The organism is Salmonella sp. SAL00670, assembly GCF_046552235.1.
Taxonomy (GTDB): domain Bacteria; phylum Pseudomonadota; class Gammaproteobacteria; order Enterobacterales; family Enterobacteriaceae; genus Salmonella; species Salmonella enterica.
In genome coordinates this window covers 369,380-386,366 of sequence record NZ_JBGDUO010000005.1, presented here as the reverse complement: position 1 = coordinate 386,366, position 16,987 = coordinate 369,380, and the positions used below count along the sequence as shown (strand labels likewise).

At 54.0% G+C, this 16,987-nt stretch carries 18 protein-coding genes; 11 read left to right on the top strand and 7 right to left on the bottom strand.

The window, feature by feature from the left end; genetic code table 11:
* A complete protein-coding gene (locus ACLJRS_RS18040) occupies positions 1-222 on the top strand; it encodes a LysR family transcriptional regulator (RefSeq protein WP_001054039.1) in 222 nt (73 codons plus the stop codon).
* A 1-nt stretch (position 223) separates the two neighbouring features.
* Here ACLJRS_RS18040 and ACLJRS_RS18035 read toward each other — a convergent pair whose 3' ends face one another.
* Entirely contained in the window at positions 224-535 is a 312-nt protein-coding gene (locus ACLJRS_RS18035) for a monooxygenase (protein WP_000047690.1), read from the bottom strand.
* Between the two features lie 196 nt (positions 536-731).
* On the opposite strand from ACLJRS_RS18035, the gene ACLJRS_RS18030 reads away from it, so the two are divergent.
* Genes ACLJRS_RS18030 through ACLJRS_RS18020 form a run of 3 tightly spaced genes read left to right on the top strand, consistent with a single transcriptional unit; the run spans position 732 to position 2,935 of the window.
* Positions 732-1,799 (top strand): hydrolase, encoded by a 1,068-nt coding sequence (locus ACLJRS_RS18030; RefSeq protein WP_001214109.1) that lies wholly within the window; start codon positions 732-734, stop codon positions 1,797-1,799.
* Entirely contained in the window at positions 1,796-2,014 is a 219-nt protein-coding gene (locus ACLJRS_RS18025) for a YheU family protein (protein WP_000586568.1), read from the top strand. Before ACLJRS_RS18030 ends, ACLJRS_RS18025 begins: the two co-directional genes overlap by 4 nt.
* A 51-nt stretch (positions 2,015-2,065) precedes the next feature.
* A complete protein-coding gene (locus tag ACLJRS_RS18020; protein WP_001274690.1) occupies positions 2,066-2,935 on the top strand; it encodes a phosphoribulokinase in 870 nt (289 codons plus the stop codon).
* Positions 2,936-3,030: 95 nt separating this feature from the next.
* On the opposite strand, the gene ACLJRS_RS18015 is transcribed toward ACLJRS_RS18020, so the two are convergent.
* On the bottom strand, positions 3,031-3,435 hold the full coding sequence (locus tag ACLJRS_RS18015; RefSeq protein ID WP_001148919.1) for an OsmC family protein: 405 nt from the start codon (positions 3,433-3,435) through the stop codon (positions 3,031-3,033).
* Positions 3,436-3,742: 307 nt separating this feature from the next.
* Between ACLJRS_RS18015 and crp the strand changes: the two genes are divergently transcribed.
* On the top strand, positions 3,743-4,375 hold the full coding sequence (gene crp, locus ACLJRS_RS18010) for a cAMP-activated global transcriptional regulator CRP (RefSeq protein ID WP_000242758.1): 633 nt from the start codon (positions 3,743-3,745) through the stop codon (positions 4,373-4,375).
* A 48-nt stretch (positions 4,376-4,423) separates the two neighbouring features.
* Positions 4,424-6,511, top strand: a complete 2,088-nt coding sequence (locus ACLJRS_RS18005; protein WP_000269311.1) for a YccS/YhfK family putative transporter — start codon at positions 4,424-4,426, stop codon at positions 6,509-6,511.
* Positions 6,512-6,553: 42 nt separating this feature from the next.
* Here the strand turns inward: ACLJRS_RS18005 and ACLJRS_RS18000 are convergent, their stop codons facing one another.
* The 5 genes from ACLJRS_RS18000 to ppiA form a co-directional block, all read right to left on the bottom strand.
* Positions 6,554-7,771 carry an aspartate aminotransferase family protein gene (locus ACLJRS_RS18000; RefSeq protein WP_000190023.1) on the bottom strand — a complete coding sequence of 406 codons (1,218 nt, stop codon included), beginning with the start codon at positions 7,769-7,771 and terminating at the stop codon, positions 6,554-6,556.
* Between the two features lie 85 nt (positions 7,772-7,856).
* Complete coding sequence (gene pabA / locus ACLJRS_RS17995) at positions 7,857-8,420, bottom strand: aminodeoxychorismate synthase component 2 (protein WP_000601882.1); 564 nt, start codon at positions 8,418-8,420, stop codon at positions 7,857-7,859.
* Positions 8,421-8,451: 31 nt separating this feature from the next.
* Positions 8,452-9,054, bottom strand: coding sequence for a putative adenosine monophosphate-protein transferase Fic (locus tag ACLJRS_RS17990; RefSeq protein ID WP_001280669.1), 603 nt, complete (start codon positions 9,052-9,054; stop codon positions 8,452-8,454).
* Positions 9,044-9,211, bottom strand: a complete 168-nt coding sequence (locus tag ACLJRS_RS17985; protein WP_001620545.1) for a YhfG family protein — start codon at positions 9,209-9,211, stop codon at positions 9,044-9,046. Before ACLJRS_RS17985 ends, ACLJRS_RS17990 begins: the two co-directional genes overlap by 11 nt.
* Positions 9,212-9,319: 108 nt before the next feature.
* A complete protein-coding gene (gene ppiA / locus ACLJRS_RS17980) occupies positions 9,320-9,892 on the bottom strand; it encodes a peptidylprolyl isomerase A (RefSeq protein ID WP_000920481.1) in 573 nt (190 codons plus the stop codon).
* 277 nt (positions 9,893-10,169) lie between these two features.
* Here ppiA and tsgA point away from each other — a divergent pair, with 277 nt between their 5' ends.
* From tsgA to cysG, 5 genes are all read left to right on the top strand, one after another.
* The gene (tsgA, locus tag ACLJRS_RS17975) at positions 10,170-11,351 is read left to right on the top strand and encodes an MFS transporter TsgA (protein WP_000185212.1); all 1,182 of its coding nucleotides are present in this window, start codon (positions 10,170-10,172) and stop codon (positions 11,349-11,351) included.
* A gap of 261 nt (positions 11,352-11,612) precedes the next feature.
* Complete coding sequence (gene nirB, locus ACLJRS_RS17970) at positions 11,613-14,156, top strand: NADPH-nitrite reductase large subunit (protein WP_000049250.1); 2,544 nt, start codon at positions 11,613-11,615, stop codon at positions 14,154-14,156.
* Positions 14,153-14,479 (top strand): nitrite reductase small subunit NirD, encoded by a 327-nt coding sequence (gene nirD / locus ACLJRS_RS17965; protein WP_000084814.1) that lies wholly within the window; start codon positions 14,153-14,155, stop codon positions 14,477-14,479. The genes nirB and nirD overlap by 4 nt, the downstream gene beginning before the upstream one ends.
* A gap of 265 nt (positions 14,480-14,744) precedes the next feature.
* The gene (gene nirC, locus ACLJRS_RS17960; protein WP_000493576.1) at positions 14,745-15,554 is read left to right on the top strand and encodes a nitrite transporter NirC; all 810 of its coding nucleotides are present in this window, start codon (positions 14,745-14,747) and stop codon (positions 15,552-15,554) included.
* Positions 15,555-15,565: 11 nt separating this feature from the next.
* The gene (gene cysG / locus ACLJRS_RS17955) at positions 15,566-16,939 is read left to right on the top strand and encodes a siroheme synthase CysG (protein WP_000349897.1); all 1,374 of its coding nucleotides are present in this window, start codon (positions 15,566-15,568) and stop codon (positions 16,937-16,939) included.
* Positions 16,940-16,987: the final 48 nt, after the last annotated feature.

Genomic DNA, 16,987 nt, shown 5'->3' with positions numbered 1-16,987 from the left:
ATGAACCTGTCAATTACCGATGACATTACCTTCCGCAAGCTCACCATCTTAATGATGCTTGTGGAGAAGGGTAACATCGCCCGCACCGCCGAGGCGCTGCACACGCTGGAAGAGAACGTTCGTGGTCCGCTGTTCGTCCATAAAGGCCTCTTAGGTACTCGCCCCGGTATAAAGATTACCGTTGCGGTCGGCAGCACCGGAACAGAAGCCTGCGTTATGTGATTTAGCGGCAAAGGTTGCCGTGATTTATTTTCGTCAGCGCATCGTTCACGCCAAATAATGTAAACGTCACCTCATCAACGCCAAGATTTTTCAGACGCGCAGTGTGTTTTTTAATATAAGCCTGCGCCGTTTCTTCGGATTCAAACAAGTAAATACCGCCAGCTTGCTGGTTTTTCTCGCTTTCTGTCCAGATTTTCCAGATGAAACCCGGCTCCTCATTGATAGACTCCGCCAGCCCGACCAGTTGCTGAGTCATCTCCTCGCCAAAAGGGCCGCTAAAGTTAAAATGGATCTGTAAAAGTGTCTTCGACATGCCTTCTCCTTGAGTCGCATAACTATCGTGTTGCCACACTACCACGATTAATTCGGCTGATGCAGAGGTTCACGCGATTTCTGTGGGGTATTGCGCGCGCCTTGCATACTGCCCTCTCTGGTGAAATGAGGCGCAATTTTATTTCCCCAGCGACCAATTGAACGTAAAATCACATATTGACTAATCTGTGAACCTTATGCGCGGTATAGTATTGTTTCCAATTATCAATTGTTCTGGTGCTATGGTTGAGATCACGTCCACAGAAATGACCCCGCCTGTCAATGACTCGCATGAATTTATTCCCATGCGTGGCATTCGTAATCGCCATTTACAAACTATGCTGCCGCGTTTAATCCGCCGCAAAGTGAAGTTCAACGCCCACTGGCAGCGGCTGGAGCTACCGGACGGCGATTTTGTCGATCTGGCATGGAGCGAAGATCCGCAACAGGCAAAGCATAAACCGCGGCTGGTGGTCTTTCACGGTCTGGAAGGCAGCCTGAACAGCCCCTATGCCCACGGGCTGATTGAGGCGGCGCAAAAGCGCGGCTGGCTGGGCGTGGTGATGCACTTTCGCGGCTGTAGCGGCGAGCCCAACCGTCTGAATCGTATTTACCACTCCGGTGAAACGGAGGATGGAGCCTGGTTTTTACGCTGGCTACAGCGGGAGTTCGGCGCCGTTCCGACAGCCGCCGTGGGCTATTCGCTCGGCGGTAATATGCTGGCGTGCCTGCTGGCGAAAGAAGGCCGCGATATTCCCATCGAGGCGGCGGTAATTGTTTCTGCACCTTTCGTTCTCGAAGCCTGTAGCTACCACATGGACAAAGGGTTTTCCCGCGTCTATCAGCGTTATTTGCTTAATCTGTTAAAAGCGAATGCGTCACGCAAGCTGGCGGCGTACCCCGGGTCGCTGCCGGTGAATCTGGCGCAACTGAAATCAATGCGCCGTATTCGCGAGTTTGACGACCTGATCACCGCGAAAATTCACGGCTTTGCCGACGCCATCGACTACTATCGTCAGTGTAGCGCCATGCCGTTGCTTAACCAGATTGCTAAACCGACGCTGATTATTCACGCTAAAGACGATCCGTTTATGGATCATCATGTGATCCCTAAAGCGGAAGATCTGCCCCCGCAGGTGGAGTATCAGCTGACTGAGCATGGCGGACACGTAGGATTTATCGGCGGTACGCCGCTGCGCCCTGAAATGTGGCTGGAACGCCGAATTCCTGACTGGCTGACAACGTACCTGGAGGCGTCATCATGATCATTCCCTGGCAGGGGCTCGCCCCCGACACGCTGGACAACCTGATCGAAAGCTTTGTGTTGCGCGAAGGCACCGATTATGGTGAACATGAACGTTCGCTTGAACAAAAAGTCGCTGACGTAAAACGCCAACTGCAATCCGGCGAGGCCGTGCTGGTATGGTCTGAATTACATGAAACGGTCAATATTATGCCGAAAAAGCAGTTTCGCGAATAAAACGCCTTTGCCGACAATACATTATTACTAAAGCTCAATCATGGAGTTGCCATGTCAGCCAAACATCCGGTGATAGCAGTAACAGGGTCAAGCGGCGCGGGGACCACCACCACCAGCCTCGCGTTTCGTAAAATTTTCGCGCAGTTAAATCTGCACGCCGCCGAGGTGGAAGGCGACAGTTTTCATCGTTACACCCGCCCGGAAATGGATATGGCGATCCGCAAAGCGCGTGACGCCGGGCGGCATATCAGCTATTTCGGGCCTGAAGCCAATGACTTCAGCCTACTGGAACATACCTTTATTGAGTACGGGCAGACGGGTAAAGGCCAGTCGCGTAAATATCTGCATACCTATGATGAAGCCGTACCGTGGAATCAGGTTCCCGGCACGTTTACGCCCTGGCAGCCGCTTCCCGAACCGACCGATGTGCTGTTTTATGAAGGACTGCACGGCGGCGTCGTCACCCCGCAACATGATGTCGCGCGTCATGTTGATCTGTTGGTTGGCGTGGTGCCTATCGTCAACCTCGAGTGGATTCAGAAACTGATTCGCGACACCAGCGAGCGCGGGCACTCCCGTGAAGCGGTGATGGATTCCGTGGTGCGTTCCATGGACGACTACATCAATTACATTACGCCGCAGTTCTCGCGTACCCATATTAACTTCCAGCGCGTGCCGACCGTCGACACGTCCAATCCGTTCGCCGCAAAGGGTATTCCCTCGCTGGATGAGAGTTTTGTGGTGATCCATTTCCGCAATCTGGAAGGGATCGATTTTCCCTGGCTCCTGGCGATGCTCCAGGGCTCGTTCATTTCTCACATTAATACATTAGTGGTGCCGGGCGGCAAAATGGGGCTGGCGATGGAGCTGATTATGTTGCCGCTGGTGCAGCGATTAATGGAAGGCAAAAAAATCGAATAACCGCGGTGAAATGCCCGATGGCGCTACGCTTATCGGGCCTACGAGATAAAAACGGGTAGGCCGGATAAAGCCACGCCGCCATCCGGCATCACATGTTACGCCGCAATCACTTCATACGAATGGGTAATATTGACCGCTTTTTCCAGCATTAGCGCCACCGAGCAATATTTTTCCGCGGAGAGATCGACAGCGCGCGCGACGGCAGCCTCTTTCAGATCGCTGCCGGTAACGATAAAATGCAGATTAATGTGCGTAAACAGGCGCGGCGCGTCTTCCCGGCGCTCGGATGTCAGCTTCACTTCGCAGTTGGTGACATTCTGACGGCCCTTTTGCAGGATTGATACCACATCAATAGCGCTACATCCGCCAGCCGCCATTAATACCATCTCCATCGGACTCGGCGCTTTGTCACCGGAGTTGCCATCCATTAAAATCTGGTGGCCGGAGGAGGACTCTCCGAGGAACGTGAGCCCTTCAACCCACTTTACACGCGCTTGCATATTTCGTAACTCCAATGTTTCAATTTTCCTGAAAGATTACGCGCATACAACAAAAGTCGCAATGGAAGGCGACCTGGGTCATGCTGAAGCGAGACACCAGGAGACACACGGCGAAAGCTATGCTAAAACAGACAAGATGCTACAGTAATACATTGACGTACTGCATGTATGCAGAGGACATCACATTACAGGCTACAATCTATTTTCGTAGCCCCCTTCCCAGGTAGCGGGAAGTATATTTTTGCAACCCCAGAGACAGTGCCGTTTTCTGGCTCTGGAGACAGCTTATAACAGAGGATAACCGCGCATGGTGCTTGGCAAACCGCAAACAGACCCGACTCTTGAATGGTTCTTGTCTCATTGCCACATTCATAAGTACCCGTCAAAGAGCACGCTGATTCACCAGGGTGAAAAAGCAGAAACGCTGTACTACATCGTTAAAGGCTCCGTGGCAGTGCTGATCAAAGATGAAGAAGGGAAAGAAATGATCCTTTCTTATCTGAATCAGGGTGATTTTATTGGTGAACTGGGCCTGTTTGAAGAAGGCCAGGAACGCAGCGCCTGGGTACGTGCGAAAACCGCATGTGAGGTCGCTGAAATTTCCTACAAAAAATTTCGCCAATTAATCCAGGTCAACCCGGATATTCTGATGCGCCTCTCTTCCCAGATGGCTCGTCGCTTACAAGTCACCTCTGAAAAAGTAGGTAACCTCGCCTTCCTTGACGTCACCGGGCGTATCGCTCAGACGCTGCTGAATCTGGCGAAACAGCCCGATGCCATGACGCACCCGGATGGGATGCAGATCAAAATCACTCGTCAGGAAATCGGCCAGATCGTCGGCTGCTCCCGCGAAACCGTTGGTCGTATTTTGAAAATGCTGGAAGATCAAAACCTGATCTCCGCGCATGGCAAGACCATCGTCGTCTACGGCACCCGTTAATTCCGTCAGAATGGCGCGTTTTATCATGCGCCATTTTTGTTTGCATCGATGTGGCGAAGACTGATTTATCACCCAGAGATTAATTACGCACTACGGCAAACGCTGGTGCTGTGCCTGCCTGTGGCTGTTGGTTTATTAATAGGCCAGCTACACCTGGGCTTGCTTTTCTCTCTCGTTCCCGCCTGCTGCAACATTGCAGGTCTGGATACCCCGCACAAACGCTTTTTTAAACGCCTGATCATCGGCGCGTCGCTGTTCGCCGGATGCAGTCTGGTAACGCAACTTCTGCTGGCGGAATCCATCCCCCTGCCGTTGATCCTGACCGGCCTCACGCTGGTGCTTGGCGTGACGGCGGAAATTAGCCCGCTTCACGCGCGGCTACTGCCAGCATCGCTGATTGCCGCCATCTTTACCCTGAGCCTTGCGGGATACATGCCCGTCTGGGAGCCGCTGCTCATTTATGCGCTGGGCACGCTATGGTACGGCGTGTTTAACTGGTTTTGGTTCTGGCTATGGCGCGAACAGCCGCTGCGCGAGTCATTGAGTTTGTTATACCGTGAACTGGCCGATTATTGCGAAGCGAAATACAGCCTGCTCACCCAACATATCGATCCGGAAAAAGCGCTGCCTCCCCTGCTGATACGCCAGCAAAAAGCGGTCGATCTCATTACCCAGTGTTACCAACAGATGCATATGCTTTCGGCGCACAACAATAATGATTACAAGCGTCTACTACGGGCTTTTCAGGAAGCGATGGATTTGCAGGAGCACATCTCCGTCAGCTTGCATCAGCCGGAAGAGGTACAGAAACTGGTAGAACGCAGCCATGCGGAAGAGGTGATTCGCTGGAATGCGCAAACGGTCGCCGCCCGTCTGCGCGTGCTGGCGGATGACATTCTTTATCATCGTCTGCCGACGCGCTTCTCCATGGAAAAACAGATTGGCGCTCTGGAGAAGATCGCCAATCAGCATCCTGAAAATCCGGTAGGCCAGTTCTGCTATTGGCACTTCAGTCGAATCGCCCGTGTGCTGCGTACTCAGCGACCGCTGTACGCCCGCGACCTGATGGCCGATAAACAGCGTCGTTTGCCGCTACTTCCGGCGCTGAAAAATTATATGTCTCTTAAATCGCCGGCGCTACGCAACGCCGGACGCATCAGCGTGATGATGAGCATCGCCAGTCTGATGGGCAGTGCGTTGCACCTGCCTAAACCGTACTGGATACTCATGACGGTGCTGTTTGTCACCCAAAACGGCTATGGCGCGACGCGCGTACGTATTCTGCACCGTTCGGTCGGAACGCTGGTCGGCCTGGTGATTGCCGGCGTCACGCTGCACTTACATATTCCCGAAAGCATTACGCTGGCGGTCATGCTGGTACTCACGCTGGCAAGTTATCTGATTATTCGTAAAAACTACGGCTGGGCGACGGTCGGCTTTACGGTGACGGCGGTATACACCATCCAGTTACTGACGCTAAACGGAGAGCAGTTTATTGTGCCGAGGCTGATCGATACGCTGATTGGCTGTTTAATTGCCTTTGGCGGCATGGTCTGGCTGTGGCCGCAATGGCAAAGCGGGCTATTACGTAAAAACGCCCATGATGCGCTGGAAGCCGATCAAGAAGCTATCCGACTGATCCTCAGTAACGATCCGCAGGCCACCCCGCTCGCTTATCAAAGAATGCGGGTCAACCAGGCGCATAACACGTTATTCAACTCGTTAAATCAGGCAATGCAGGAACCCGGATTCAATACCCACTATCTGTCGGATATGAAACTATGGGTCACGCACAGCCAGTTTATTGTCGAGCATATCAACGCCATGACGACGCTGGCGCGGGAGCACACCATGCTGACGCCGGATCTGGCGCAGCGCTATCTGGAATCTTGCGAGATTGCAATTCAGCGCTGCCAGCAGCGCCTGGAGTACGACAGGCCAGGCGGCTCCGGCGATGTCAATATTCTGGAGTCGCCGGACATGCCGTCACATGGCTTATTGAGCACTCTGGAACAACATTTACAGCGCATCATTGGCCATCTGAACACCATGCACACCATTTCGTCGATGGCCTGGCGTCAGCGTCCGCATCACGGTATCTGGCTGAGTAAGCGGCTACGGGATACAAAAGGTTAAGACCGACTGCCGGATGCGCTACGCTTATCCGGCAATCCGCCATCAGGCCACCACCTTCCCTACCGCCTGCGCAAAGCGCTGCATTCCTTCATGGATATCCGCCTCTTCCACCACCAGCGACGGGGCAAAACGCATCACGTCGGCTCCGGCATTGAGCACCATCACGCCGGCCTCCGCGCCTGCGTACAGAAAATCGCGCGCCCGACCTTTGTACTTCGGCTTCAGTTCCGCGCCAATCAGCAGCCCCATGCCGCGAATATCGCTGAAAATGTCAAATTGCTCGTCAATCGCCTGCAAATGTTGCACAAACTGTTGCCGCTTAGTGTGAATGCCTTGTAGTACTTCTGGCGTATTAATAATATCGAATGCCGCGCCAGCCACCGCACAGGCCAGCGGATTGCCGCCATAGGTTGAACCATGCGAACCAACATGGAAGGCCGAGGCGATCTCCTGCGTGGTCAGCATGGCGCTCACCGGAAAACCGCCGCCTAACGCTTTGGCGCTGGTGAGGATATCCGGCGTGACGCCGTAGTGCATATAGGCAAACAGGTCTCCGGTGCGCCCCATCCCGCACTGCACTTCATCAAATACCAGCAACGCCTGATGCTCGTCACACAGGTCGCGTAACCCTTTGAGGAATTCCGGTGTAGCCGCCTGCACGCCGCCTTCACCCTGAATCGGCTCGACCACCACCGCGCAGGTGTGGTCATCCATTACCGCTTTTACCGCATGAAGATCGTTGAAGGGAACGTGAATAATATCGGCGGGTTTCGGCCCAAAGCCGTCGGAATATTTTGGCTGCCCGCCGACAGAGACAGTAAACAAGGAACGGCCATGAAAGGCGTTATGGAAGGCAATGATTTTCGTTTTGAACGGGCTATGGCGCACGCAGGCATAATGACGCGCCAGTTTAAAAGCGGTTTCGTTCGCTTCGGTGCCGGAATTCATAAACAGCACGCGCTCGGCAAACGTGGCGTCGATCAGTTTACGTCCCAGACGCAACGCCGGTTCATTGGTAAAAACGTTACTGGTATGCCACAAGGTTTCCCCCTGGGATTTCAGCGCCTCGACCAGCGCCGGATGGCAATGGCCCAGCGCAGTCACTGCAATCCCGCCGGCGAAATCGATATACTCTTTGCCCTGCTGATCCCATACGCGGCTGCCTTTACCTTTGACCGGAATAAAGTCCGCCGGTGCATAAACAGGCAGAATCACCTCATCAAAAGTTGCGCGCGTAATAGCCGTTTGTTCAGTTGCCATATCATTACCACCCGGTTAAGCAGAAAATTCAGTGAAATTATACTCACAAAATATGAATAAAAAATCACTCAATGACAACCATTAATCAACGTTGAAGAAAATTTTCCAGTAGCGCGTGTCCCTGTTCACTAAGAATACTTTCCGGGTGGAACTGCACGCCTTCCAGATCCCACTCGCGGTGGCGAATGCCCATAATCTCCTGCGTTTCGCTCCAGGCGGTGATCTCAAAACACTCTGGCAACGTGGCAGGGTCGACAATCAGCGAGTGGTAACGTGTCACGGTTAACGGGCTGGGCAATCCCCGAAACACGCCCTGTCCATTATGCGTAACAGATGACGTTTTACCGTGCATCACTTTCGCTGCCCGCACCACCGACGCGCCAAAGGCCTGCGCCATCGCCTGGTGCCCAAGGCAAACGCCCAGCATCGGAATACGTCCGGCATAATGGCGGATGACCGCCAGTGAAATGCCAGCGTCATTTGGCGTACAGGGGCCAGGAGAGATAACGATTTTTTGCGGGTTCAAAGCGTCAATGTGCGCCAGCGTCAGCGCATCATTGCGCCGAACCTGCACTTCCGCGCCCAGTTCACAAAAATACTGGTAGAGGTTCCAGGTAAAGGAATCATAGTTATCGATAAGCAGGATCATGGCGGCTCCGGGTGAGTAGAACCGCCCTATTTTACTCAGTTTCGCGAGCTTCGCTTATCGCTTTCTGAAAAATCGCCTGCAAAGCGGAGAGATCGCCCATCGCGCCGCTCTGGTTCGCCTGCTTCCATGTTTCAACCGCAATACCTTGCCAACTCAGCGCATAGCCTGCATGTAACGCCAGCTGTTCAAAGAAGATGCGCTGCGCCAGCCCGCTCCCCAAACGAAACGGATGAAGCACGTTAATTTCACAGTAGTAATGCGCCAGCCGCTCGACAAACTTCTCGTGCGCCAGACCGACCAGATAGCCCTCTTCTTCCAGATCCTGCATCAGAGCGTTGCCCTCTTTTTCGATATAGGCAAAGTGGCAGAAACGGGTATCACCCTGGTAAATATCGACCTCCCGCAGTTGCCCTGCCCAGTCGAAAATATCCTGATAGAGCTGGCAATGAATCGCGCACAGATGAGGCAAGCCGCGTACCAGCGGCCCCAGTTCAATCGTAGCGGCGCGGAGCGCGGTCATTTCGTATGCCGCTTGCGCCAGTCGCTGGGCCTGATGAATCCCCAGCCGATTACGCATCACATTCAGCCCCGGATAGAGGTACGGATCGCGTCCTTCGCCAAATTTATCGCTCATAGTGCCTCCGAAGCTCGTCAAGACGTGCCAGCGCTTCATCGGCGGTCAGGGTTACTAAGGGGATCTCAATACCTTCGAGACGGCAGCTTTGCTGGAAGTTAACGTTGCGCCGCTGTTCCCAAAAGCGTGACTTTTGTTTATCGGTAAGTTTCTTCACCGGGCCTCCCTGAATATGTCTGTGCTTGACCACAAGTATAAGCAGCAATTTCAGGTTACGCTGAGACAGGGAGAAAACGCGGGCGGCTCGCACCCGCGCAGGCATGTTTTATGGCAGGACTTTCGCGGAAAGGATAACGACTGGTTTTGTCGGCACATTCTGATAAGGTCCGACATCGTGCGTCGGTACCTGTGAGATTTTATCGGCGACATCCATACCTTTTACCACTTTACCAAATACCGCATAGCCAAAGTCGCGCTGGCCGTGGTCGAGAAAAGCGTTATCCGCGACGTTAATAAAGAACTGGCTGGTGGCGCTGTCTTTATCTGCGGTGCGCGCCATCGCGATCGTGCCGCGAGTATTACGCAGACCGTTGTCGGCTTCATTCTTAATCGGCGGATTCGGTTTCTTCTGCTGCATCTGCTCGTTAAAACCACCGCCCTGAATCATAAAGCCAGGAATAACGCGGTGAAACGTAGTGTTGTTATAGAAACCACTGTTGACGTAATCGACAAAGTTTTTCACAGAAATCGGCGCTTTCTGGCTGTTCAGCTCCAGCTCAATATTCCCGGCGGAGGTGGTTAACAGCACATGAGGATCACCTTTTGCTGCCAACGCTACGGGAGAAAGAGCAGAAAGAGCGAAAACAGCTGCGACAGCCGCCAGAGTCGATTTGAGCATGAGATTTCCTTAAAGAGAGCAGAAATAAAGCAAGTGGAATGATTCTAAAGAGCCTTCCTGGGCCAGGCCAGCCCTTTACCTAATTTTACGTATATGAAACAAATGTAACGTTACGACGCAACGCCGTATTCTTGCAATATGGATGTGACAAACATCACATTAAAAAATGCAATGAACATTACTATCACTAATAATTATTTAAATGCATCACAAAAGCGCCTAAAATCTGCCCGCTTAACGCGCCCTCCACGCGCTTCACTTCTCTTCAAGGCCAGACATGACTAACAGCAACCGCATCAAGCTCACATGGATCAGCTTTCTTTCCTACGCCCTGACCGGGGCGCTGGTGATTGTCACCGGGATGGTGATGGGAAATATCGCAGACTATTTTCATCTGCCCGTTTCCAGCATGAGTAACACCTTTACTTTTCTGAACGCCGGGATTTTGATCTCGATCTTCCTCAATGCGTGGCTGATGGAAATCATCCCGCTGAAAACACAGCTACGCTTTGGTTTTATCCTGATGGTGCTGGCGGTGGCCGGGCTGATGTTCAGCCATAGCCTGGCGTTGTTCTCAGCGGCGATGTTTGTGCTGGGGCTGGTCAGCGGGATCACCATGTCGATTGGCACCTTCCTGATTACGCAACTGTATGAAGGGCGTCAGCGCGGTTCCCGACTGCTGTTTACCGACTCCTTCTTCAGCATGGCGGGGATGATTTTTCCTATGGTCGCCGCCTTCCTGCTGGCGCGTAGTATTGAGTGGTACTGGGTCTACGCCTGCATCGGCCTGGTCTACCTGGCGATTTTCATCCTGACCTTCGGCTGTGAATTTCCGGCGCTGGGTAAACATGCGCAGCACTCTCAGGCGCCTGTCGTCAAAGAAAAATGGGGCATTGGCGTACTGTTTCTGGCCGTCGCCGCGCTGTGCTATATCCTCGGTCAATTAGGCTTTATCTCCTGGGTGCCGGAATACGCCAAAGGCCTCGGCATGAGCCTGAATGACGCCGGGGCGCTGGTGAGTGATTTCTGGATGTCCTATATGTTTGGCATGTGGGCGTTCAGCTTTATCCTGCGCTTTTTCGATCTGCAACGCATTCTGACCGTACTGGCGGGTATGGCGGCGGTACTGATGTATTTGTTTATTACCGGCACGCAGGCGCATATGCCGTGGTTTATACTGACGCTGGGCTTCTTCTCCAGCGCCATTTATACCTCCATCATTACGCTGGGATCGCAGCAAACGAAAGTGGCCTCGCCTAAGCTGGTTAACTTTATTCTGACCTGCGGCACTATCGGAACGATGCTGACCTTCGTCGTCACCGGCCCGATTGTGGCGCACAGCGGCCCACAGGCGGCGTTACTCACCGCGAATGGTCTGTATGCGGTGGTCTTTGTGATGTGCTTTGCGCTCGGTTTTGTATCCCGTCATCGTCAGCATAGCGCGCCGGCTACGCATTGATAATCCTTGCCGGATGGCGACGTCGCCCTCCGGCACTCTATCCCCCTCCTGACGGGGTAGGCCTGTTGGCCTGAAAATCCCTCATTTTGTATGTTATTTGTACAAACCTGAAAAGCCTGACAATTCCGCCACTTATAAAAATCCTGACAAATCAGCCATATACCCATTAAGAGGTATATAAAGGTGAATTTGATTTACATCAATAAGCGGGGTTGCTGAATCGTTAAGGTAGGCGGTAATAGAAAAGAAATCGAGGCAAAAATGAGCAAAGTCAGACTCGCTATTATCGGTAATGGCATGGTCGGCCACCGCTTTATTGAGGATCTCCTTGATAAATCCGACGCTAGCCTGTTCGACATTACCGTGTTCTGTGAAGAACCCCGTAAAGCCTATGACCGTGTCCACCTGTCATCCTACTTCTCTCACCACACCGCGGAAGAGCTCTCTCTGGTGCGTGAAGGATTTTACGAGAAGCACGGCGTAAAGGTACTGGTTGGCGAACGCGCAATTACCATTAACCGTCAGGAGAAAGTGATTCACTCCAGCGCGGGTCGTACCGTTTATTATGACAAGCTGATCATGGCGACCGGTTCCTATCCGTGGATCCCGCCGATTAAAGGCTCCGAAACCCAGGATTGCTTCGTTTACCGTACCATTGAAGACCTCAACGCTATCGAAGCCTGCGCCCGTCGCAGCAAGCGCGGGGCGGTGGTCGGCGGCGGTCTGCTGGGGCTGGAAGCCGCCGGTGCGCTGAAAAACCTCGGCGTGGAAACCCACGTCATTGAATTTGCGCCAATGCTGATGGCGGAACAGCTCGATCAGATGGGCGGTGAGCAGCTACGTCGCAAGATCGAAAGCATGGGCGTGCGTGTACACACCAGTAAAAACACGCAAGAGATTGTTCAGCAGGGTAACGAAGCGCGTAAGACTATGCGTTTTGCCGACGGCAGCGAGCTGGAAGTCGATTTCATCGTCTTCTCTACCGGTATTCGCCCCCGCGACAAGCTGGCTACCCAGTGCGGTCTGGCCGTCGCGCAGCGCGGCGGGATCGTGATTAACGACACCTGCCAGACGTCTGACCCAGATATCTACGCTATCGGCGAGTGCGCCAGTTGGAACAACCGCGTTTACGGTCTGGTCGCACCAGGCTATAAAATGGCCCAGGTCGCCGTTGACCATATCCTCGGCAGTGAAAACGCCTTTGAAGGGGCGGATCTCAGCGCCAAGTTGAAGCTGCTGGGCGTGGACGTCGGCGGCATCGGCGACGCGCATGGCCGCACGCCGGGCGCGCGTAGTTACGTTTACCTCGATGAAAGCAAAGAAGTCTACAAACGTCTAATTGTCAGCGAAGATAACAAAACGCTGCTCGGCGCAGTACTGGTCGGCGACACCAGCGATTACGGCAATTTGCTGCAACTGGTACTGAACGCCATCGAACTGCCGGAAAACCCGGATTCGCTGATCCTGCCGTCGCACGCGGGCAGTGGTAAACCCGCTATCGGCGTGGATAAACTGCCGGACAGCGCGCAGATCTGCTCCTGCTTCGATGTGACTAAAGGCGATCTGATCGCCGCTATCAATAAAGGCTGCCATACCGTGGCGGCGCTGAAAGCGGAAACCAAAGCCGGAACCGGCTGCGGCGGCTGCATCCCGCTGGTGACGCAGGTACTGAACGCCGAACTGGCGAAACAGGGTATTGAAGTCAACAACAACCTGTGCGAGCACTTTGCTTATTCTCGTCAGGAACTGTTCCACTTAATCCGCGTGGAAGGTATCAAAACCTTTGAAGAACTGCTGGCGAAACACGGTAAAGGCTACGGCTGCGAAGTGTGTAAGCCGACCGTCGGTTCGCTGCTGGCGTCGTGCTGGAACGAATACATCCTCAAACCGCAGCACACGCCGCTACAGGATACTAACGATAACTTCCTGGCGAATATCCAGAAAGACGGCACCTACTCGGTGATCCCGCGCTCGGCGGGCGGTGAAATCACCCCGGAAGGCCTGGTGGCCGTGGGGCGTATCGCCCGCGAGTTTAACCTCTATACCAAAATTACCGGTTCTCAGCGTATCGGTCTGTTTGGCGCGCAAAAAGACGATCTGCCGGAAATCTGGCGTCAGTTGATTGAAGCCGGTTTCGAAACCGGTCACGCGTACGCCAAAGCGCTGCGGATGGCGAAAACCTGCGTCGGCAGCACCTGGTGCCGCTACGGCGTGGGCGACAGCGTCGGTTTCGGCGTGGAGCTGGAAAACCGCTACAAAGGCATTCGCACCCCGCACAAAATGAAGTTCGGCGTCTCCGGCTGTACCCGTGAATGTGCGGAAGCGCAGGGTAAAGATGTGGGTATCATCGCCACTGAGAAAGGCTGGAACCTGTACGTCTGTGGTAACGGCGGGATGAAACCGCGTCATGCGGATCTGCTGGCAGCCGATCTCGATCGCGAAACGCTGATCAAGTACCTCGACCGCTTTATGATGTTCTACATCCGTACTGCCGACAAACTGACCCGTACCGCGCCGTGGCTGGATAATCTGGAAGGCGGCATCGAGTATCTGAAATCGGTCATCATCGACGATAAGCTGGGCCTGAACGAACATCTGGAAGAAGAGATGGCGCGCCTGCGCGCAGCGGTGGTCTGCGAGTGGACAGAAACCGTTAACACCCCATCCGCACAGGTTCGCTTTAAGCACTTTATCAACAGCGACAAACGCGACCCGAACGTCCAGGTTGTGCCTGAACGTGAACAGCATCGTCCGGCCACGCCGTATGAACGTATCCCGGTCACTCTGGTGGAGGAAAACGCATGAGTCAGTGGCAAAACATCTGCAAAATCGATGACATCCTGCCGGGAACCGGCGTCTGCGCGCTGTCAGGCGGCGAGCAGGTGGCAATTTTCCGTCCTTACCATAGCGATCAGGTGTTTGCGATCAGCAACATCGACCCGTTCTTTGAGGCCAGTGTGCTGTCTCGTGGGCTGATTGCGGAACACCAGGGCGAACTGTGGGTCGCCAGCCCGTTGAAAAAGCAGCGCTTCCGCCTGAGCGATGGTTTATGCATGGAAGATGAGCAGTTTTCTGTGAAACATTACGACGCGCGGGTGAAAGACGGCGTGGTGCAGTTGCGCGGTTAATTATTTTTGGGAGGCGCAACGCCTCCCCTTTTTTGTATTTTTTTTCATTTTAATTGTTATCACAAAATCATTTGTACTGCATCGCGGCGGCAACTGAGCAACAAATTCGTCAGGAACGAATTTGAACAGCCGCTGGCTGCCTTCGGTGAGGGACAAGGATGTCCCTCATTAATCCCCAGGAACATAGTTCACTATGTGACTGGGGTGAGCGAGGGCAGCCAACAAAGAGGCAGTGCAAAGGATGAAGTGAGAAAAGGATAATCAAATGTTTACAGACACTATCAATAAGTGTGCGGCTAACGCTGCGCGCATCGCACGCCTGTCGGCGAATAATCCGCTCGGCTTCTGGGTCAGTTCGGCAATGGCCGGGGCTTATGTCGGTCTCGGCATCATTCTTATTTTCACCCTCGGCAATCTGCTCGACCCGTCCGTACGTCCTCTGGTGATGGGAGCCACCTTCGGTATCGCCTTAACGCTGGTCATCATCGCCGGTTCCGAACTGTTTACCGGCCACACCATGTTCCTGACGCTGGGCGTCAAAGCAGGCACTATCAGCCACGGTCAAATGTGGGCTATCCTGCCGCAAACCTGGCTCGGCAACCTGGTCGGTTCCGTCTTTGTCGCCCTGCTTTACAGCTGGGGCGGCGGCAGTTTGTTGCCGGTCGATACCAGCATCGTTCACTCAGTCGCGCTGGCGAAAACCACCGCGCCCGCCACGGTACTGTTCTTCAAAGGCGCGCTGTGTAACTGGCTGGTTTGTCTGGCAATCTGGATGGCAATCCGCACCGAAGGCACGGCAAAATTTCTTGCTATCTGGTGGTGTCTGCTGGCGTTTATCGCTTCCGGCTACGAGCACTCCGTCGCGAATATGACGCTGTTCGCCCTCTCCTGGTTTGGTCATCACAGCGACGCCTATACCCTGTCCGGAATCGGACACAACCTGTTATGGGTCACTCTGGGTAATACTTTGTCCGGCGTCGTGTTCATGGGATTGGGTTATTGGTATGCTACGCCGAAATCGGAGCGTCCTGTTCCGCAAAAAACCAACCAAATTAAGGTTACAGCCAACCATTAAGGGGTAATGTCGTGGACCATTTGCCTATATTTTGTCAATTACGCGACCGCGACTGTCTGATCGTCGGCGGTGGCGATGTCGCAGAACGCAAAGCACGGTTACTGCTGGAAGCAGGCGCACGTTTAACGGTCAATGCGCTAACCTTTATTCCACAGTTCACCGTATGGGCAAATGAAGGCATGTTGACTCTGGTTGAGGGACCGTTCGACGAAACGCTTCTCGACTCGTGTTGGCTGGCGATCGCGGCCACTGACGACGATACCGTCAACCAGCGCGTCAGCGACGCGGCGGAGTCACGCCGTATCTTTTGCAACGTGGTGGATGCGCCGAAAGCCGCCAGCTTTATCATGCCCTCCATTATTGACCGCTCGCCGCTGATGGTCGCCGTCTCCTCGGGCGGCACCTCCCCGGTGCTGGCGCGTCTGCTGCGCGAGAAACTGGAATCGCTGCTGCCGCAGCATCTGGGGCAGGTCGCGCGCTATGCCGGGCAACTCCGCGCCCGAGTGAAAAAGCAGTTTGCCACGATGGGCGAGCGTCGTCGCTTCTGGGAAAAATTTTTCGTCAATGACCGGCTGGCGCAGTCGCTGGCGAATGCCGATGAGAAAGCGGTTAACGCGACAACCGAACGCCTGTTTAGCGAACCGCTGGATCACCGTGGCGAAGTCGTGCTGGTCGGCGCCGGACCGGGCGATGCCGGACTGCTGACGCTGAAAGGGTTACAACAAATCCAACAGGCGGATATCGTGGTTTACGATCGCCTCGTCTCCGACGACATTATGAACCTGGTACGCCGCGATGCCGATCGGGTCTTTGTGGGGAAACGCGCGGGTTACCACTGCGTCCCACAGGAGGAAATCAACCAGATCCTGCTGCGTGAAGCGCAAAAAGGTAAACGCGTGGTACGCCTGAAAGGCGGCGATCCCTTTATCTTTGGTCGCGGCGGCGAAGAGCTGGAAACGCTGTGTCATGCCGGTATTCCTTTCTCGGTAGTGCCGGGGATTACCGCGGCTTCCGGCTGCTCCGCCTACTCCGGTATTCCGCTAACCCATCGCGATTACGCCCAGAGCGTACGTCTGGTCACCGGTCACCTGAAAACCGGCGGCGAGCTGGACTGGGAAAACCTGGCGGCAGAAAAACAGACGCTGGTGTTCTACATGGGGCTGAATCAGGCAGCGACTATCCAGGAAAAACTGATCGCATTCGGTATGCAGGCCGATATGCCGGTTGCGCTGGTAGAAAACGGTACCTCTGTGAAGCAACGCGTCGTCCACGGTGTGCTGACGCAGCTTGGTGAATTAGCGCAACAGGTTGAAAGCCCGGCGCTGATTATCGTTGGCCGGGTCGTTGGCTTACGCGATAAATTAAATTGGTTCTCTAATTATTAATTAAAATAACGCCCTGAATAACAGGGCTTTATTTTACAACTACTCGTA